General features: G+C 70.7%; 16 protein-coding genes. 7 read left to right on the forward strand and 9 right to left on the reverse strand.

The genetic code is table 11. The features are described from left to right. The first annotated feature begins 854 nt into the window (after nt 1-854). On the forward strand, nt 855-1,592 hold the full coding sequence (locus tag HG543_RS38455) for a ferritin-like domain-containing protein (RefSeq protein ID WP_246357594.1): 738 nt from the start codon (nt 855-857) through the stop codon (nt 1,590-1,592). Nucleotides 1,593-1,619: 27 nt separating this feature from the next. After that, the gene (def, locus tag HG543_RS38460) at nt 1,620-2,222 is read left to right on the forward strand and encodes a peptide deformylase (protein ID WP_169349906.1); all 603 of its coding nucleotides are present in this window, start codon (nt 1,620-1,622) and stop codon (nt 2,220-2,222) included. Nucleotides 2,223-2,233: 11 nt separating this feature from the next. Here def and HG543_RS38465 read toward each other — a convergent pair whose 3' ends face one another. Further along, on the reverse strand, nt 2,234-3,139 hold the full coding sequence (locus HG543_RS38465) for a type VI immunity family protein (RefSeq protein ID WP_169349907.1): 906 nt from the start codon (nt 3,137-3,139) through the stop codon (nt 2,234-2,236). Beyond that, a complete protein-coding gene (locus HG543_RS38470) occupies nt 3,136-3,927 on the reverse strand; it encodes a hypothetical protein (protein WP_169349908.1) in 792 nt (263 codons plus the stop codon). The genes HG543_RS38465 and HG543_RS38470 overlap by 4 nt, the downstream gene beginning before the upstream one ends. A gap of 82 nt (nt 3,928-4,009) precedes the next feature. Between HG543_RS38470 and HG543_RS38475 the strand changes: the two genes are divergently transcribed. The 3 genes from HG543_RS38475 (at nt 4,010) to HG543_RS38485 (ending at nt 6,484) form a co-directional block, all read left to right on the forward strand. After that, nucleotides 4,010-5,077, forward strand: a complete 1,068-nt coding sequence (locus HG543_RS38475) for an NADH:flavin oxidoreductase/NADH oxidase (RefSeq protein WP_169349909.1) — start codon at nt 4,010-4,012, stop codon at nt 5,075-5,077. A 130-nt stretch (nt 5,078-5,207) separates the two neighbouring features. Continuing rightward, nucleotides 5,208-5,627, forward strand: coding sequence for a hypothetical protein (locus HG543_RS38480; RefSeq protein WP_169349904.1), 420 nt, complete (start codon nt 5,208-5,210; stop codon nt 5,625-5,627). 8 nt (nt 5,628-5,635) lie between these two features. Further along, on the forward strand, nt 5,636-6,484 hold the full coding sequence (locus HG543_RS38485) for an MBL fold metallo-hydrolase (RefSeq protein WP_169349910.1): 849 nt from the start codon (nt 5,636-5,638) through the stop codon (nt 6,482-6,484). Nucleotides 6,485-6,496: 12 nt separating this feature from the next. Here the strand turns inward: HG543_RS38485 and HG543_RS38490 are convergent, their stop codons facing one another. Beyond that, nucleotides 6,497-7,090, reverse strand: a complete 594-nt coding sequence (locus tag HG543_RS38490; protein ID WP_169349911.1) for an HD domain-containing protein — start codon at nt 7,088-7,090, stop codon at nt 6,497-6,499. Between the two features lie 168 nt (nt 7,091-7,258). Between HG543_RS38490 and HG543_RS38495 the strand changes: the two genes are divergently transcribed. Beyond that, a complete protein-coding gene (locus HG543_RS38495; protein ID WP_343073545.1) occupies nt 7,259-9,490 on the forward strand; it encodes an MltF family protein in 2,232 nt (743 codons plus the stop codon). 452 nt (nt 9,491-9,942) lie between these two features. Further along, nucleotides 9,943-11,100 carry an FAD-dependent monooxygenase gene (locus HG543_RS38500; RefSeq protein ID WP_343073546.1) on the forward strand — a complete coding sequence of 386 codons (1,158 nt, stop codon included), beginning with the start codon at nt 9,943-9,945 and terminating at the stop codon, nt 11,098-11,100. Nucleotides 11,101-11,117: 17 nt separating this feature from the next. Here the strand turns inward: HG543_RS38500 and HG543_RS38505 are convergent, their stop codons facing one another. The 6 genes from HG543_RS38505 to HG543_RS38530 form a co-directional block, all read right to left on the reverse strand. Continuing rightward, nucleotides 11,118-11,804, reverse strand: coding sequence for a hypothetical protein (locus HG543_RS38505; protein WP_171818250.1), 687 nt, complete (start codon nt 11,802-11,804; stop codon nt 11,118-11,120). Nucleotides 11,805-11,898: 94 nt separating this feature from the next. Then, nucleotides 11,899-13,455 (reverse strand): mucoidy inhibitor MuiA family protein, encoded by a 1,557-nt coding sequence (locus tag HG543_RS38510; RefSeq protein ID WP_169349915.1) that lies wholly within the window; start codon nt 13,453-13,455, stop codon nt 11,899-11,901. Next, the gene (locus HG543_RS38515; RefSeq protein WP_169349916.1) at nt 13,455-15,659 is read right to left on the reverse strand and encodes a DUF4139 domain-containing protein; all 2,205 of its coding nucleotides are present in this window, start codon (nt 15,657-15,659) and stop codon (nt 13,455-13,457) included. Before HG543_RS38515 ends, HG543_RS38510 begins: the two co-directional genes overlap by 1 nt. 56 nt (nt 15,660-15,715) lie before the next feature. Next, nucleotides 15,716-16,282 (reverse strand): hypothetical protein, encoded by a 567-nt coding sequence (locus HG543_RS38520; protein WP_169349917.1) that lies wholly within the window; start codon nt 16,280-16,282, stop codon nt 15,716-15,718. An 84-nt stretch (nt 16,283-16,366) separates the two neighbouring features. After that, nucleotides 16,367-16,834, reverse strand: coding sequence for an SCO6045 C-terminal-like domain-containing protein (locus HG543_RS38525; RefSeq protein ID WP_169349918.1), 468 nt, complete (start codon nt 16,832-16,834; stop codon nt 16,367-16,369). Beyond that, a complete protein-coding gene (locus tag HG543_RS38530; RefSeq protein ID WP_246357595.1) occupies nt 16,831-17,670 on the reverse strand; it encodes an MbnB/TglH/ChrH family RiPP precursor modification enzyme in 840 nt (279 codons plus the stop codon). Before HG543_RS38530 ends, HG543_RS38525 begins: the two co-directional genes overlap by 4 nt. Nucleotides 17,671-17,710 lie beyond the last annotated feature (40 nt).

A 17,710-nucleotide genomic window follows, 5' to 3' on the forward strand; every position in this document is an offset into this window, starting at 1 on the left:
GGGGAGGTCCTCGGACGCGACGGCCGGAGGGGCCTCGGAGGGGGATGTGACGGGCGTATCAGGCGCGAGAGGTGGTGCCTCACCCGGAGGTGCCGACGTCTCCTGCTGTGGAGCGGCGGAGGCCATGGTGTCGCCGACGTCTGGACTGGGCTCCGAAGGTGGAGGCGCTGCCGTGGTCGGGGCGGGGGGCGGCGCATCGACCTTCGCGGGTGGCTCCGCGGGCCTGGGCGGACTGCGACGAACGCGGGGTGTCGGTCTCGCGGGTCGTTCGGTCAGGAGCGGCGGCGGTGCGGGCGTCGGGCGGGAGATGATCTCCACCTGAAGCGGCACCTGCGAGGACTGGGGTGCGGTCGAGCGACGCGGAGGCTCCAGCCCCCAGAGGAGCGCGAGCAACGCCACGTGGATGACGAGTGAGGCCAGGGCGGCCCACCCGAAGCGTCGAAACCGCCGCATTGCTACTCCCACGCTCCCTGAAGCACCTCGCCCCGACCGCTGGCGGGCGTCGCGCCGGCCCTTCTTCGCTCCCCGGCATCATACGTTCCGAGGGAGCTTCGCGACGACTCCTACGCCTCGAGCGTTGGGGCATTGCATGGGTTTTCCGCCAGCGAGCATGGGGGCATGCGTGCAATGCCTGACGCTCCATCCCCGCCGGCCGCCGCCCGCTGGCAAGAACGTTCTGGAAATGGAACGTGCCCCCGCAGCGGGCCATGAGGCTCCTGGAGTATCCTTGTCGACGCTGCACCCTGTGCATGGGGCGTCTGCCGCCCGGAAAGGTTCAGGGCCGCGATGGTCGACTGGAAGCGATTCCACTCGTGGGCGGTCGGACGTGTCGTCGAGGCACGCGGGAGGGCCCGATGATTGAAGCCCCTTCCGAGCTGCTGGACGCTCAGGTGCGGCGGCTCGTCGCCGAGGCCTGGACGTTCCGCCGGCAGGTGGAGCTGGACGCGGAGCTGCGCTTCGCGCGATTGGCCGAGCATCTCCAGCGATTGAGCGCACCCGAGCCGCTCGTCTCACTGGCCCTGCGCGCGGCGGAGGACGAGCGGCGCCATGCGGGAATGTGCGAGATGCTCGCGCGGGCCTACGGACAGGAGGCGCTGCCTCCACCCCCGGAGGCCGTGGAGGAGGTGGCCCCGGAGGGCATGGCCTTCCGCGAGCGGGTGCTCTACGAGCTGGTCGCGGCCTGCTGCATCACCGAGACGGAGAGCACCGCGGTGCTGACGACGCTGCTGGTGCCGGAAGGGGCGCCCCGGGTGCGCGCGGTGTTGCGAGACATCCTCCGTGACGAGGTGGCGCACAGCCGGCTCGGCTGGGCGTGGCTGTCCCGCGAGCACGCGGAAGGCGCGGCGGGGTTCCTGGCGCGCCATGTGCCCGCGATGCTGGAGGGCAGCGTGTCGCCCCGGCTCTTCGAGCGGGGGACGCCGGAGGAGGAGAGCCCCACGCTGCTGAAGCACGGCGTGCTGCCGCACACCCGCAAGCGGGACACCTTCGTGAAGGCGCTGCGAGACGTGGTCTTCCCGGGGCTGGAGCGCTTTGGAGTGGACACCGGGCCGGGGAGGCAGTGGCTGGAGCGCCGAAGCGCGGGGCGCGCGTAGGCCGGAGTCCCTGCTACGGTGACGGGCATGGTGCTCAAGATCGTCCAGGCAGGGGAGCCGGTGCTCCGGCAGAAGGCGCGAGACCTCACTCCGGAGGAGATTGCCAGCCCCGAGGTGAAGCGGCTCATCGAGCTGATGCGAGACACGATGCGCGACGCGCCCGGCGTGGGGCTGGCGGCGCCACAGGTGGGCGTGGGCTTGCGGCTGGTGGTGGTGGAGGACCGGGCCGAGTACCAGGCTGGCGTGTCCGCCCAGGACCTGGCCTCACGCGAGCGGGTGCCTGTGGCCTTCCACGTGCTCATCAACCCGAGGCTCGTGGTGGAGGACCCGACGCCCATGGAGTTCCACGAGGGGTGCCTCAGCGTGAGCGGCTTCGCGGCATTGGTCTCGCGGGCCCGTGGCGTGCGGGTGGAGGCGCTGAACGAGCACGGCGAGCCGGTGACGGTGAGCGCGCGGGGCTGGTATGCGCGAATCCTCCAGCACGAGCTGGATCACCTGGACGGCACGCTCTACGTGGACCGGATGGAGACGCGGAGCTTCACCACGGCGGAGAACCACCGCCGCTTCCACGCGGGCCGCACCACCGCGGAGGTGCGCGCGGCGCTGGGGCTGCCCGAGCGGAAGGGGTAGGGCGCCGGGAGTCAGTCCAGGAAGCGGCGCTTCCAGCGTTCGGCTTCGTCAGGAGGGAGGCCCCGTAATCCCTTCTCCTCGTGGTAGAGCCAGGGCTCCAGGACACGTGCCAGCTCACGATACGCGGGGAGTGTTCTTCCCTGTTCCAGGTCGCCGGCCTCGGGCCAGGTGCCAAGCGTGATGACCGCACGCTGGCTGTCCAGCGGCTCGACGGTGGTGCCCTGCGAGTGCAATTGGCTTCGCAGCCCGGCGATACCCCCGAGCTCGTTCAACGCGGGCTGGCCCAGGAAGGTGAGCCAGGCGGGGCCGCGAACCCGCTTGCCGATGTGCATCGCGCCGTACCCGTCCTCCTGGAGATCCAGCCCCGGGTATCGCAGGCAATATTCGAGAACCCTTCGCATCACACCTGATAGGTCGAGGTCACCGCAGACCGCGAGTCCCGCGTGTCCGGAAGAGAAGGGGAGCAGCGCCGCCAGCTGCAGCGCGAGCGCTCGTACCTGCTCGGGACCGCGCTCCTCCAGATACTCCGTGGGGAACTTGAAGGTCGCCGCGCATACCGCGCCAGGCAGGTGCTTCAGGATGGGCGCATCGGCTGGCTTCCCGAAATAGTCGAAGGCGTAGAGCTTTCCTCTCGAAGCATCACGGAGGTGGGTGTTCCCCGCTCCATCTTCGAGGAGATGCTTTCGGATGAAATCCCAGCCTGACTCGTCCAGGTCGTGCCACTCACCATCGGCACTCGCGTAGCGTCCCAGGGTCTGAGGGCCAATCGCTCGCCGATACAGCTCCAGGCATTGGAGGACATCCCGCGCGATTTCGTGGTGCGGCCGGGAAATGTAGAAGCAGAGCTGGAGTGCTTCTCTTGCCAGCGTGTATCCGTTCTCAGCCTGGACGCGAATCCTCGGGTAGCTAGAACTCATCGGACGATTCCGATCCGCGGAACGACTCGGAAGACCTCGGAGCCGAACGCCTTCTCGTACATGTTCCCCTGGTTGAACGGATAGTAGGGGTGGCCCGCTTCATACTCCCGCCAGCGAGGAATGTCGTCGCTGCTCACGCAGGGGAACTTGAAGTCATAGATGGATTGCACCTGGTGAGGCTCGCCCAGATGGATGACGACGTCGGGCACCAGCGTTCCTTTCAGCTCGTAGCCACATCCCCTGCGAAGAAGGGAGTGTGCCTCCTCCGCGCTGACCGGATGCACGGCGCCAGAAGCAGGATCGTAGCGGTACCGCTGCTCCAGGCTGAACCTCCTCGGGAGCCGCTCATCCAGGGCCTCACGGGTACACGCCAGGGCCTCCTCGTGCATGAGGCACCCGAGCAGCATGGCCCGGGTGATGCGTCGGCCTGACGCCGGGTCCTCCACGAACTCACCACACTGCTTCGCCGTCGGAGGCACGCCGTTCAGATGGTCGAGAAGGACCTTCGAGCGTGCGTACTCGGCACAGTTCACGAGCGCCTCCTCGACCCTGTCCCGGGTGGCCACATCCAGCACCCGGAGCACCACAACGCCAGTCTTCGCGGCGGAGGCCACCACGCCCACGGTCCGAGCCGTGGGCACGAGAGCCTCCTCGCCCACCATGCGTGCGCACAACTCCGGGCGCTTCGTGCACGCCTGCGTGGCCGAGTCCAGCCGGTACGGCCCCCGTGGACTCCGGTCCGGGGTGCCGGCGCAGGCCACCATGAGCACCATCCACGGTGCGAGCACCCACTGTCCCCACCGAGAGCCCCTCAACGGCACGAGCGCCTCCTCTGTCCACCGGGCGCGAGCCCCATATCAGAGACCCCGGATGAGCAGCCTCCTCTTCAGCCCCCTGGCCCTGCGCGGCGTCCACCTCCACAACCGCATCGTCGTCTCGCCCATGTGCCAGTACTCCAGCGAGGACGGCTTCGCGAACGACTGGCACTTCGTCCACCTGGGCAGCCGGGCAATCGGGGGCGCGGCGCTCGTCATCTTCGAGGCCACCGGCGTCGAGGACATCGGTCGAATCTCCCCAGCGGACCTCGGACTGTGGAAGGACGCCCACGTCGAGCCGCTCGCCCGCATCATCCGCTTCATCGAGCAGCACGGCGCCGTGGCCGGCATCCAGCTCGCCCACGCCGGCCGCAAGGCCTCCACCCACCGCCCCTGGGAGGGCGAAGGCCCCGTGCCCCCCGAGAACGGAGGCTGGCGCACCGTCGGCCCGAGCTCCCTGCCATTCGACGTTGGCTACCCCGAGCCCGAGGCCCTCGACACCGCGGGCGTCGCGCGCGTGGTCCGCGCCTTCGCCGACGCCACCACGCGCGCCCGCACCGCCGGCTTCCGCGTCATCGAGGTCCACGCCGCCCACGGCTACCTGCTCCACCAGTTCCTCTCGCCCCTCTCCAACAAGCGGAAGGACGAGTACGGAGGCTCGTTCGAGAACCGCATCCGCCTCACGCTCGAGGTGGTCCGCGCCGTGCGCGAGCGGTGGCCGGAGGACCTCCCCATCATCGTGCGCCTGTCGTGCACCGACTGGGTGGAAGGTGGCTGGAGCATCGAGGACTCCATTGCCCTCGCGCGCATCCTCATGAAGGAGGGCGTGGAGCTCATCGACTGCTCGTCGGGTGGCGTCGTCCCGGGCGTGAAGATTCCCTCCGGTCCCGGCTACCAGACGCCCTTCGCCGAGCGCATCCGCCGCGAGGTGGGCATCCTCACCGGCGCCGTGGGCCTCATCCGCTCCGAGCTGCAGGCCGAGCACATCGTCCGCACGCAGCAGGCGGACCTCGTCATCCTCGCTCGCGAGCTGCTTCGAGATCCGTACTGGCCCCTGCGCGCGGCCCGCAAGCTGCGGGCGGACGTGAAGTGGCCCCCTCAGTACGCGCGCGCCCGCGATTGATTCCCCGGCGCCCACTGAGCGCGAAGGGACGGGTGTCAAGACAGCAGGCAGGAGGGCACTTCCGAGCCGCGGCCACTCCCCTCGTGCGTGCGGGGACATCACTCCTTTGATGCCCACCAAGGAGAACCGAATGCCCTCCCGCGCGAAGCCGCTCGCCTTCCTGACCGCAGCCTTGCTCGCCATGCCCATGGGCATCGCCACCGCCCAGGAGCCCGAGCCCATCGCTCCGGAGGGCGCCGCCTGTGGTGGCATTGCCGGCGTCACCTGTCCCGAAGGCTATTCCTGCGTGGACAACCCCCAGGACGACTGCGACCCGAATGCCGGTGGCGCCGACTGCGCGGGCATCTGCTCCATCGCCGCCGAGCAGGATGAGACCCAACGCGGCGATGGCACCGGGCAGGACAAGAAGGGCTGCGACTACAACAACCCGGACCAGCAATACGTGTCGAAGGACCCGGACCAGTGCGCGGCCATCCGGTTCTTCTGCGAGGCCGGGCAACAGCCGTTCTTCAACGACTGTGGTTGCGGCTGCCAGCCCGTCGAGCCATAAGCCCGGGGATGCTCACCGAGGTTCAGGCCGGTCCCTATACCGTCCGCGGCATCTCCGTCGGCGGCGTGTACACCTCGCTCCAGGTCCCGGAGCTGGACTCCGTGCTCGACGTGGGCGTGCCCATCCGCTCGTTCGCGGGAACGGACCGCATCTTCCTGAGCCACGCGCACCCGGACCATGCCAGCGGCCTCGGCTCGTTGCTCGGCATCCGCCGGCTCATCGGCAAGGGCGCGCCGCACGTCTTCCTCCCCGCGGAAATCGAGGCGAACGTCCAGGAAGCCCTCGCGGTGCTGTCCCGCCTGCACCACACCTCCATGGAGGTGCACACCGTCCCCCTGCGTCCGGGAGATGTCCATGCGCTCGGACATGGGCTGTTCGTGCGCGCCTTCCGCACGCACCACCCGGTGCCGTCGCTCGGCTACCAGTTCCTCCGCCGTATCTCCAAGCTGCGGCCCGAGCACCGCGGCCTGCCGCCTCCGGAGATTGCCCGGCGCCGGCAGGCGGGGGAGGACCTCTTCGACGAGGTGGAGCGCCTGGAGTTGGCCTATGCCACCGACACGCTCGCGCGCGTGCTGGACACGGAGCCGTCGCTCCTGGACTCGCGCGTCCTCATCCTGGAGTGCACCTTCGTCGACTCGCGCCATACCGTGCAGGACGCGCAGGAGCGGTGGCACCTCCACCTGGATGAAGTCGCCGCGCGCGCCGAGCGCTTCACCGGCGAGGCCCTGGTGCTGATGCACTTCAGCCAGTCGCATGGGCCGGAGGAGGTGCAGGCCACCATCCGCGCCCGCCTTCCTCCGTCTCTTTATGAGCGCGTCCGCGTCTTCGCGCCGGCCTCGGGCCGCTGGTTCGGCTGAGCGCGGCGCGGCTCACTCCGGCCGCAGGGCTTCGATTTCCGCGAGCACGGCGCGCAGCTCGGGGGACTCCAGCGCCTTCTCCACGGAGACGAAGAACTGGGAGAGGTCGCCCGCGCCCTGGTGCTCGTACACGCAGGCCTGCAGTCCCATCTCCAGCCGGTCGAGCTGTCGCACCAGCCGCGCCTCGAACGAGGTGCCGTGCTCGTACTCGTCCCACAGCGCCAGGTAATCCGCGCCCCGGGGCAGCTTGCCGAGAATGGTCTCCACCGCGCGCCGCTCCAGCGCGTGCTTGGCCTCGCGGTCCACGCCGTCATGCGGGGTGATGTCGCCCGCGTACGCCTCGCCCAGGTCGTGCAGCAGCGCGATGCGGACGACCTTGGAGGCATCCGCCTGGGGGAAGTAGCCCTCGGCGATGAACAGGCCAAGCAGCGCGACGAAGAGCGAGTGCTCGGCCACGCTCTCGCAGCGCTCCGAGGGGATGCCGACCCGCAGCCAGCCCTGGCGGAAGAGTTGCTTCAGGTGGTTCAGCTCGAAGTAGGTCTCGATGAGCGGGAGCGTCTTGCGGCCCTGGATGAGGGAAATGGGCGGCGCGGCCTTGGTCTTCATGCGTCGGCACCTCGGGAGGTCACGGTATACCTGGGCCGGGTCTCCGGCGGGCCCGCACTCCAGGTGGGGATGATTCCTCCCCACGAAATCGGATAGATGTGGCTCCAAGGGTGTCCTCGCGCCCCGTCTCCGGACGGGCCTTGGGGGCACCGAGGAGGGGGAGTCATCGTGGTACCTGCGTTCCGCTGGAATCTGTCGTCCTCGCGGTGGCTGCTCGCCGCCGCGCTGCTCGTTTGTGTCACCGCCTGCAAGCGGGAGCCCGCCGCGAAGCCCACGCCGCCGCCCGCGCAGCCGAGCGCCGCCGTGGAGCCGGAGGACCTGCCGTTCCCCGAGGAGCTGCTGCCCCAGCCCGAGGCGCCCGCGAGCGCCCAGGCCGAGCCCGCGCGTCCTCCCGAGCCGCCCTTCACCGGGGACCTCGCCGCGCTGAGCAAGCGGGGCACGCTGCGCGTGCTCATCGATGGCACCGAAGAGGACTCCCTCCCGCGCCAGGGCCTGCCCAAGGAGCAGGACCGGGCGCTGCTGGAGCGCTTCGGTGAGAAGCACGGCATGTCGGTGGAGTTCATCGCCGTGCAGAGCTTCGACCAGCTGATGCCCATGCTGCGCGAGGGACGTGGGGACATCATCGCCGCGGACCTGACGGTGACGCCGGAGCGCGCGAAGGAGATTGCCTTCACCCGTCCGCTGGCCCGGGTGAACGAGGTCCTCGTGGGCAAGCGCGGCGCGCAGGGCCTGCCGCGCAAGCCGGAGGAGCTGGCCGGCCGCGCCGTGCACGTGCGTGCCAGCTCCACGTTCGCGGCGTCGCTGCAGGTGCTGGCGAAGGGCAAGGCGCCGGGGCTCGTCATCGAGCCGGCGCCGGAGACGAGCGACCCGGAGGAGCTCGCGTGGCAGGTGTCTCGCGGTGAGCGTCCGCTGACGGTGGTGGACAGCCACCTGCTCGCGGCCATCGAGACGTACAACCCGGACGTGGAGGGGCTGTTCCCCATCGCGGAGGGGCGGCAGCTCGCGTGGGCCGTGCGCCTGGAGAACCCCGCGCTGCGCGCCGCGCTGGATGCGTTCCTCGTGGAGCGCGCCCTCAACGAGCACCGGGACAGGCTCGTCACGGCGGACCTGGACGGCATCAAGAAGCGCGGCGTGCTGCGCGTGCTCACGCGCAACAGCCCGGTGACGTACTTCCTGCACCGCGGCGAGCAGGCCGGCTTCGACTACCAGATGGCGAAGCTGGCGGCGGAGGCGCTCAAGGTGCGGCTGGAGATCGTGGTGCCGCCCACGTACGACCAGCTCATTCCGTGGCTGAAGGAGGGGCGTGGAGACGTCATCGCGGCCGCGCTCACCGCCACGGGCGAGCGCGCGAAGCAGGTGGCGTTCAGCAAGCCCTACCTCTACGTGGACGAGGTGCTGGTGCAGAAGACTGGTGCGCCGAAGCCCGCGTCGCTGGCGGAGCTGAAGGGCAAGGCCATCCACCTGCGCAAGTCGTCCAGCCACTTCGCGACGCTGAGCGCGCTGGCGACGGAGCACGGGTTCTCGCTCGTCGAGGAGCCCGAGGACATGGACACCGAGACGCTCATCGACCGCGTGGCGCGCGGGGAGATTCCGTACACGGTGACGGACAGCCACATCCTCGCGGCGGAGCGGGTGTATCGCGATGACGTGGAGGAGGCGCTGACGGTGCCGGGGCAGGGGACTCCGGCGGGGAAGGACGGGCACCACGGCATCGCCTTCGCGGTGCGGCAGGAGAACCCGAAGCTGAAGGCGTTCCTCGACGGCTTCGTGCAGAAGACGTATCGCGGCATCGACTACAACATGGCGCGGCGGCGCTATTTCGAGGGCCGCCGGAGCGAGGCGCCCGCCACGGCGGAGGCAGCGGCGGCGGTCGGGGCCATCTCCCCGTATGACCCGCTGGTGCAGTCGTACTCGGCGCGCTACGGGTTGGACTGGCGGCTGATGGTGGCGCAGATGTTCCAGGAGAGCCGCTTCGACCCCAAGGCGCGCAGCTGGGTGGGCGCGCAGGGGCTCTTCCAGGTGATGCCGGCGACGGGCAAGGAGATGGGCTTCAAGAAGCTGGAGGACCCGGAGGAGGGCATCCACGCCGGTGTGAAGTACATGCATCAGCTCATCGGGCGCATCGCGCCGGAGATTCCCTTCAAGCAGCGCCTGCGCTTCGCGCTCGCCGCGTACAACGCGGGCCTGGGCCATGTGCTCGACGCGCGCCGGCTCGCGCAGGAGCAGGGGCTGGACCCGAATCGGTGGTTCGGCAACGTGGAGAAGACCATGCTCCTGCTGGAGAAGCCGAAGTTCTACAAGCGCGCGCGCCACGGGTACTGCCGCGGCTCGGAGCCGGTGAAGTACGTGTCGGAAATCCAGACGCGGTACGGGAACTACACGGCGGTCGTGCAGCGCTGAGCCTCAGGGGCAGTGCCACACCTCCAGGCTTCTGGCCTGGAGGTGTCCATGCAAGCGCGATACGCCCTAATCCGCGAGGATGGGGCACAGCCACTTGCTATTTCGACAGGTACACGTCTCCCGTTTGTCCAGGCAGCAGATGGTAGTGCTTCCAGTGCGCTGACATGGCTGCCCGTTGATGTTGTCGCAATGCGTATCACCCTCGATGCACCACTCCATGGCGGTCGGGCCACTCTCGGATGTCTGCACTCCGGTCTCATCCGAAGGCGCGGATTCCTCCACCACGCCGCCGCACGCCGAGAGCCCAAGGGTGAATAGCAATGCAACGAAAGTACGCCGCATCGGTGCCTCCTGTTAGGGGAAGCATCGAAGATAGCTGTTGCGCGAGGAAGATTCGATTTGGAGCACGTGACGGATGGCTTGATGCGTCGCTCGGTGTACAACAGCGATTGGTGATACTCGAGACCTCCAGACACGTCCTCATCGCCGGTGCCGGCATCGGCGGCCTGACCCTGGCCTGTGCGCTCCGTCGCGCGGGCCTCACCGCCACCGTCTTCGAGCGTGCGGACGCACTGCGCTGGGTCGGCGCCGGCATCACCGTCCAGATGAACGCGGCCGTGGCCCTGCGCCGTATCGGCCTGTGTGACGCGGTGGCCGCGGCCGGCGCCAGCCCCACCGACAGCGCCATCCTCCAGCCTTCGGGCGCGACCATCACCCGGTTGCCCGTCCAGCAGATGCAACAGGAACTCGGCACTCCCATGGTCTGCATCCACCGCGCGCGGCTCCAGTCCGTGCTCCTGGAGCACGCCGGCCCCGAGCACGTTCGACTCGGTCGCGCGGTGACGGGCTTCAAGGACGATGGCCACCAGGTCACAGCGACGCTGTCCGACGGAAGCTCCGTCACCGGAGACGTGCTCGTGGGCGCGGATGGCCTGCGCTCGGCCGTGCGCAGTGGGCTGCTCGGCGACGCGCCGCTCCGGTACTCCGGCTACACGAGCTGGCGCGGCATCTCTCCGGAGGTCCCCAGCGCTCGGCCCGGCCACGTCTCCGAGACCTGGGGCCCCGGCGCGCGCTTCGGTGTCGTCCCCATCGGCTCGGGGCAGGTCTACTGGTACGCCACACTCAACGCACCACCGGGCGGCCAGGACACCCCCGGCGCCGCGCGCACCCGGCTGCGGGAAATCTTCGGCGGCTGGCATGCCCCCATCCCGGACCTCCTCGCCGCCACACCCGACGACGCCATCGTTCGCACCGACATCCACGACCGCCCACCCGTGAATCGCTGGAGCCGGGGCAGGGTGACACTGCTCGGCGACGCCGCGCACCCCATGACGCCCAACCTGGGGCAGGGCGGTTGTCAGGCCATCGAGGACGCCGTGGTCCTCTCCGAGTGTCTCGCCAGCGGCGCCCCCGTGGAGGCCGCCCTCGCCACCTACGAGCAGCGCCGCCGCGAGCGCGCCAACCAGATGGTGTCCCGCTCCTGGCGCCTGGGGCAGCTCGCCCAACTGGAGAGCCCCACCGCCCGCTTCATGCGGGACGCGCTCTTCCGGCTCGTCCCTTCGTCACTCGCTGCCCGCGGCGTGCGGGACCTGGTGCGCTCCGCCGCGTGAGCGCACCCACCAGGACGTCAGAAGCTCACACCCACCAGCGCCGCCGCGAACGGCCCGCTGAGTGACACGGCGAAGCCCTCCGTGCCCACGTTGAAGTCCTCCGCCTTCTTGAAGAACTGCGTATAGCCGCCCTGGAGGCGCGTGTAGAGGACGCGGGTGATGGCGAACTGCAGCGACGCCATGCCCCCCGCGCCAAAAATCCACTTCCGCGCCCGGCCCTCGTAGAAGGAGTCTCCCATCGTGGGCCCGCCTCCCGGGTCCTGGTTGATCTGCCCCGTGGGCACGGAGACCTCGGCCGCGCTGCCGTACGCCGCCACCCCGAGCGTCAGCCGCCGCGCCAGGACGAAGCGCTTCTCCAGCCCCGGCCGGAACGCGAGCACGTCCACGTCGTCGCCGAGGTACCAGTCGACGCCGTTGACCCACCACAAGTCATTCCTCCCCGCGCCCCGCCGCAGGTTGAAGTGGAGGCCGCCCGTCAGCCGCACCGCGCTGGCCCGCGACTCCACCTCCCGCGTCATGTTCCGCGTCGTGGGAACGAACGTGCTCGGATGGTTCATCCGCGCCAGCGAGCCGCCCACCTCCACCGCGAGCTGCGGCGAGCGGCGCGGGGCCTCGTCTCCAGGCACCTCCTGGGCCAGGGCCGACGAGGACAGGCCGAGCGAAACCAGCAGCCCGAGGGAGCGCATCACGGCGGTGAGTCTCATGGGGGTTCCTCCTCCCGTGGGAATGCTCATGGCCCGTACCACGGAGGAAGGGCCATCCCAAACGGCTGTTGCCCGGTGGAAGGATGGCCCCCCGTCAGAGCCCCGCCACCTTCGAGGCGCTCGTCACCGTGTAGGCCAGTGAAAGCTCCTGCTGCGAGCGGGGTGGGGCGGTCAGCTCGAAGCGGATGATGCCGTCCTCGCTGACCCGGGCCGGCGCTGGCTTCGTGCCCTCCCTCTGCAGCATCACCTCCACGGACTCCACCTCGGACACGGGCATCCGCTCCTCCAGCGCCACCGCCTCCGGCTTCGCGCCCATGTTGGACAGGAACAGCTTCACCCGCTGCGTCCGCACCCGGCGGCCCGTGAGGCGGCTCGTCTCCACCTCCTCCTCCGCCTTGCGCGCGACGCGCAGCGCGTCCTCGCTGCCGAAGCCCAGCTTCACCCGCTCGTTCCTGCCGGTGAAGCGCAGCTGCGCCCGGCCCACGTAGCCGCTGGAGCGCACCAGGTCCACCGGCCCCGCCAGCAGCACCGCCGGGCCCGTGTTGTCGAAGCGCGCCACCCGGTGCACCAGCTGCGACTGCTCCGGATACGCCACCAGCTCGGACGTGGCGGGCGCGCTGAAGCGGAACAGCGGCACGCGGTGCGACTCACCATCCGCCGGCACCGTGGCACGGTGCCGCGCCGCCAGCGTCAAGGGCTCGCCGCCGTCGTCCATGCCGGGCAGCGCCTCCTCGCGCCGCGTCGTCCCGCCCTCGCCGGTGGTCTGGATGACCTCCTCGCGCATGGCCACCTCCACCACCTGCTTCTCGCGCTCCGTCTTGTCGCGCAGCCACAGCCAGTCCTCCACCAGCCTCGGCGGCGACGCGCCCAGCGTGGGCCGCGCCGTGGAGAACGCCAGCTCCACGTCCTTCCACTCCTCCTCCGTGCGTTGCCACACCACGGCCTCGCACTCCAGCGTCACCGTGTCGCCCTTGTCCCCGCGCTCCAACAGGGCGCGGTACGCCGGGCGCCACGCCGCGCAGGGCACCAGGTACGTGAGGGACAGCGTGGCCGAGCCGCCCGCGGGATGGCCCACCTCCAGCTCGGCGTGCACATCGAGCCTTGGCTCCTCGCGCTCCGTGACCGCCAGCGCGGACTGGGCCTCCTGGTGCCGCTGCCGTACCCGGGCGACCTCGCGGCCCGCCTCGCGGAGCGCCGTGTCCGCCGCGTCCAGTTCACGCCGGACGGTGGCCAGCTGCTGCCGCCACAGCTCCGGGCGGTCCTGGCCGCTGCCCGCGTCCTCGGAGATGGCGCGGAACACGTCCTCGTGGGCCTGCATGAGGAGCGTGTGCCGGTGCCGCCGCCGGTCCGCCTCCGCCTCCGCGCGCCGCAGCGCCTGCTCCAATTCCGCCAGGCGCCGGCCCAGCTCCGTGCGGTGCTCGCGCAGGGCCTCGGGGCGGAAGGGCTTCATGGCGCGGCGGATGCGCGCCTGGGACACGGTGCCGCCGGACAGCTTCGCCTGGAGCGACCGGTCCACCGCGAGCGGCGACAGCCCTTCGATGACGACCCGCTGCGCACCGGCGACGAGGGGCACCTCGCCACGCCGCTCGACGAGCGCCCGGTCCTCAAGGACCGTGACCTTGACCACGGGCAGGGAAAGGGGGGCGCTCATCAGGTCCTCCGGTTTCCGCCGTTGAGCATCTTGCTCGCGGGGATTCTCACGGTCCACGTCGCCTTCAGCGTCTGCGCCTCACCCGGCTGGAGCACCACGCGCCACGCGCGCTCGCCCTCCACCTGAGTCTCACCGGGCAGCGGCGTGCGCTTCTGCCATACCGGGGCCACCTCCATCTCCTCCACCTTGATGTCCTTCTCCGAGCCCGTGGGCACCGCGGGCACGCGCTCGCAGACCTCCACCAGCACGCGGTTGGACAGCCGGTTGGCCAGCTCCACCGACACCTGGTGCGTCAGCATCGTGGCGCCGCCGAAGATGCCGCCGGTGGCCTCGTCGAAGCGCGTGTTGCGCGCGACCTTGATGGACTCCTCCACGCCCAGGCCCAGCCGCTGCGTCGCTCCGGGCGCCATGGTGGGCAGGGGCGACGTCATCAGGAACTCGTCGCCGAGCGTGACGTCCACCGGCCCCGCCAGCAGTGGGTAGGGCGTCCGGTTCTCCACGCGCACCGTGCGGAAGGCGCGGGGCTCCACGGACGGCACGCAGACGTACTCGGCGGACAGGCCCACCGGCACGGACAGCACCGGCACCGTGTGCCAGGCCCCATCCGCGGGCACGTCCGCGCGGGACTCCACGTCGAAGCGGGCGTCGAAGTGGGGCGAGGACTGGCGCGGGGGCACGGTCCACGCGGGCGACGGAGCCTTCCAGGCGGTGGACACCTCCTGCTCGCTCACCGCGACGAGCGCGGCCACGTCGATGTGCACGTGCACCGCCGCCAGCGCCAGCAGCTCGCGGGTGACCAGGGTGGGGCGCGAGCGCAGGCGGCCGCGGGAGCTCGGGTCATCCGCGGGCGCCAGCTCCAGCCGGTCATAGTCGAGCAGCGTGTCGGACGGCTCCAGCCGCGGGAGCTGCCGCGCCTCCGCCGCGCCTCCGCCGCCCGGGGCCGCGCCGAAGCTGGCATCCATGTCATCGGCGGACGGCTCGGCCTCCTCCTCTCCGAGGAGGTCCATCGACCTGCGCTTCAGCTTCGGCGCCTCTCGGGCCGGGAGTCCGCCTCGCGAGCGGCTGGGGGCCCGGGACGAGGAGGCCGGGGCCGAGGGGCGGGGTGGCGCACTGGCGGGCGTCGAAGGAACGGTCGGGAACGAGCCCGTCGTCGACATCAGGTCGTCCCGGGCGGGCCGGCGCTCGGCGTAGGACTCCATCAGGACTTCGTCCACTTCCGCGGGCGCCGCTTCCATCTGTGGCATCGGCGCGGGAAGTGGCTCGGGCTTCGGTGTGGGGCGCCGCGTGGCGTCGTAGCCGGAGAACAGCTCGTCCAGGCCGGGCGGGGGCTCGCGCCAGCCGGAGCGCGCGGGGGGAACCTGTCGGCGGCCGATGCGCAGCGCCTTCAGCTCCGGCACCTCCGCGCGCCGCTCCAGGTCCGCGGTGGAGACCGACAGCTTCACCCCCGTCCAGTCCTCGCCGGTGCGCTGGAGGACGGAGGCGCGCATCCGCAGCGTGCCTTCCTCCAGCGTGCGCGGAAGCTTCAAGTCATACGTGGGCACCCACCGCGCCCCTGACACGGCGTACTCGAGCGCGAGCTTCACGCCCTGCTCGCCGGCCATGGCGTCCGACAGGGTGAGGACGGCGGCCCGGTACACGCGGGCCCGCTGGCCCCGCACCGCCGTGGAGGCCTCGTTCAGCCGCTGCCGGCGAAGCTCCACCTCCGCCTCGGCATCGCGCTTCTGGCGCTCCAGGTCGAGCTTGCGCTCGTGGAGGGCGGCCGTCTCCGCGTCCACCAGGGACGTGAGCGACAGCATCGCGGTCAGCGGGGCGCCCCGGGGCTGGAAGTCGTCCTTCTTGCGCGGGGGAAAGGCGAACGAGAGCTTCTTCACCGCGTTCAGCTCGCGCGTCACGCCATTCAGCGCCGCCGCTACGTCGTCGAGCCGGGCCTGGGCCTCTTCCAGCGCGCGCTGCTCGGCGGGGACGTCCACCTCGGGGGGGAGCTGGACATCGAACGCGGCCCGGAGGTCGCGCACCGCGAGCCCCGGAGGGCCCTGCAGCACGGACGCTCGCAGCGAGCCGGTGCGCAGCGACAGCGGCAGGCCGTTGATGCGGACCTGCGTGGGAAGTCGACCTCCCGCCGCCATCACCGTGGCGACGCGGGTGCAGAGCGCACCCTCCGCATGGACGGTGACGGCATCCAGGATGGACGGCACGACGTGCATGAGCCCCCCTTCACAAGAGAAGAGGCGCACACGCTAGTCGAGATGGCCGGGAGAAATCATTCCCCCCCAGGCGAAGGCTGGATGGACCGCAGGAGGGCGTCCCGCAGGCCGCTGTCGTGGAAGGCCGCGGGCCCGGGCTCCCCGCCCAGGTCCTGCTGTCCGGGCATGGGAATGGGCATCATCTTTCCACGCTCGCCCTCGAGCGTCAGCGTGAAGGGGGCGCTGCCAGCCGCGCCATCGTCACACCGCACGGCGACGGTGCCAGTGGTGGTGAACTTCAGCGTCTTGCCGTCGATGTTCGCGTTTCCCACATCGTACTTGTAGGTCAAGACGCAGTCCGCGCTCCGGAACGGCGGGCAGTTCTTCCGGACGAGCGTCATGGTCTCGTCCTCCATCTTTCCGTTCATCCCGCAGTCCCAGTTTAGGAAGAGCCGCTCGTCGTCGAAGTGGTCGGCGATGACGTCCAGCTGGCCCTGGGCCCGGAGCGTCTCCTGGTTCGCGCCATGGCCCACCTTGAACTCGCCCGTGAAGCCATAGTTCCCGCTGAACTCCTCGCGCGAGTCGCCGCAGGCGGTGAGTGAAAGGAATAGGAATGCTTTGATTGCAAAGCGATTGCGGCGCATTTCATCTCCAGGGCGCGAGCGTGGGTGCCTTTGAGCAGAAAGGTCATCCGCCGTCAAAGCTTGACATCTGGATGCTCTTGCCACTCACCACGCAAGAAGGCGGCCTCCCGGAAGCTTGACGGCGAACCTGAATCCGAAGGGCGTGCCCGCCTGCGCCACGGAGAGCGTGAGGCCCCGGCGGGGGACGAGCTCGCCATCGCCCGTCACCCGCCAGCGCAGGTCGAAGTCCTGCAGCGGGCCCTTCAACGCGGCTGGCAGCTGACCCGCCTCGCGCAGGGACTCCGCGAAGCGGCGGCCGTCCGCGAGCGCGTTGGGCTCCACCGTCATCGGATGCTCCCGGGCCCAGGACTCGAAGCGCGACGCGAAGTCCGCGCCGAGCGCCGACACGAGCGTGGGCCACTTGCGCTCCACCCACCGCCGCCGCTTGTCCACCAGCGCCCGGGCTGCGACCCGCACCCGCTCGGCATCGAAGCCCTCCGGCACCGGCGCGCCCGTGCCCAGCGCCCGGACGAGCGCCTCTTGCGCCCGGGCCAGCCGCTCCCTCGCGCTCATGACCGCGCCTCCGTCCACCTCGGGGCCGCGGGGGTGAGCACCGCGCGCAGCGACGCCAGCTCGCGCGTGAGCTCGTCCGGAGGAGGGAAGTGGTCATCCCGCTCCAGCAGCACCGGCACCGGGCCCAGCCGGCGCGTGAGCTCCGCGAGCAGCGCGACGGGGCCCTCCGGCACTGGGTGCGCGTGGGTGTCGTGGTACAGCCCGTCCCGGTGCACGCCTCCGGCCACGTGCACATAGGCCAGCCTCTCGCGAGGCACGGTGGCCAGCACCGCCGCCGCGTCCGTGCCGTGGTTGAGCGCGTGGGCGTGCAGGTTGGACACGTCCAGGAGCAGCGAGGCCCCGGTGCGCGCGAGCACCCCGGCCAGCAGCTCCGCCTCGGAGAAGGCCGGGTCCGGCCACTCGAAGAGGGAGGCCACGTTCTCCAGCGCGAGGGGGACGGGCAGCGCCGCCTCGGCCCGCCGGATGTTCTCCGCCAGCACCTCCAGGGACTCCTCCGTGCGGGCCACCGGCAGCAGGTGCCCGGACTCCAGCCCTCCCGCGCGCACGAAGGCCAGATGCTCGCTCACGCACACCGCGCCCAGCGCCTCGGCCAGCCGCGCCAGGCGCTCCAGCCGCCGCGGGTCGGGAGGCTCCGCGCCGCCCAGTCCCAGCGACACCCCGTGCAGCACCATCGGCACGCCCCGGTCGCGTAGGCGCTCCAAGGACCGGGGCAGCGGGCCGGAGGCGGGCAGGTGCTCCGCCAGCACCTCCACGAAGCCGAGGTCCGGGGCCCGGTCGATGAACAGCGCCAGCTCCCTGCGCCAGCCGATTCCCACGCCCCTGAGTGTTCGCATCATCGTCCCCCTCCTAGTTGCTGCACCCGCCACCACCGCAGCC

It is taken from the genome of Pyxidicoccus fallax (assembly GCF_012933655.1).
In the GTDB taxonomy this organism is placed as follows: domain Bacteria; phylum Myxococcota; class Myxococcia; order Myxococcales; family Myxococcaceae; genus Myxococcus; species Myxococcus fallax.

What these genes read in the sequence shown, in the direction of transcription:
- HG543_RS38455 (WP_246357594.1), top strand. Translation starts at nt 855, where the DNA reads ATGATTGAAGCCCCTTCCGAGCTGCTGGACGCTCAGGTGCGGCGGCTC.
- def (WP_169349906.1), top strand. Translation starts at nt 1,620, where the DNA reads ATGGTGCTCAAGATCGTCCAGGCAGGGGAGCCGGTGCTCCGGCAGAAG.
- HG543_RS38465 (WP_169349907.1), bottom strand. Translation starts at nt 3,139, where the DNA reads ATGAGTTCTAGCTACCCGAGGATTCGCGTCCAGGCTGAGAACGGATAC.
- HG543_RS38475 (WP_169349909.1), top strand. Translation starts at nt 4,010, where the DNA reads ATGAGCAGCCTCCTCTTCAGCCCCCTGGCCCTGCGCGGCGTCCACCTC.
- HG543_RS38480 (WP_169349904.1), top strand. Translation starts at nt 5,208, where the DNA reads ATGCCCTCCCGCGCGAAGCCGCTCGCCTTCCTGACCGCAGCCTTGCTC.
- HG543_RS38485 (WP_169349910.1), top strand. Translation starts at nt 5,636, where the DNA reads ATGCTCACCGAGGTTCAGGCCGGTCCCTATACCGTCCGCGGCATCTCC.
- HG543_RS38490 (WP_169349911.1), bottom strand. Translation starts at nt 7,090, where the DNA reads ATGAAGACCAAGGCCGCGCCGCCCATTTCCCTCATCCAGGGCCGCAAG.
- HG543_RS38505 (WP_171818250.1), bottom strand. Translation starts at nt 11,804, where the DNA reads ATGAGACTCACCGCCGTGATGCGCTCCCTCGGGCTGCTGGTTTCGCTC.
- HG543_RS38510 (WP_169349915.1), bottom strand. Translation starts at nt 13,455, where the DNA reads ATGAGCGCCCCCCTTTCCCTGCCCGTGGTCAAGGTCACGGTCCTTGAG.
- HG543_RS38515 (WP_169349916.1), bottom strand. Translation starts at nt 15,659, where the DNA reads ATGCACGTCGTGCCGTCCATCCTGGATGCCGTCACCGTCCATGCGGAG.
- HG543_RS38520 (WP_169349917.1), bottom strand. Translation starts at nt 16,282, where the DNA reads ATGCGCCGCAATCGCTTTGCAATCAAAGCATTCCTATTCCTTTCACTC.
- HG543_RS38525 (WP_169349918.1), bottom strand. Translation starts at nt 16,834, where the DNA reads ATGAGCGCGAGGGAGCGGCTGGCCCGGGCGCAAGAGGCGCTCGTCCGG.
- HG543_RS38530 (WP_246357595.1), bottom strand. Translation starts at nt 17,670, where the DNA reads ATGATGCGAACACTCAGGGGCGTGGGAATCGGCTGGCGCAGGGAGCTG.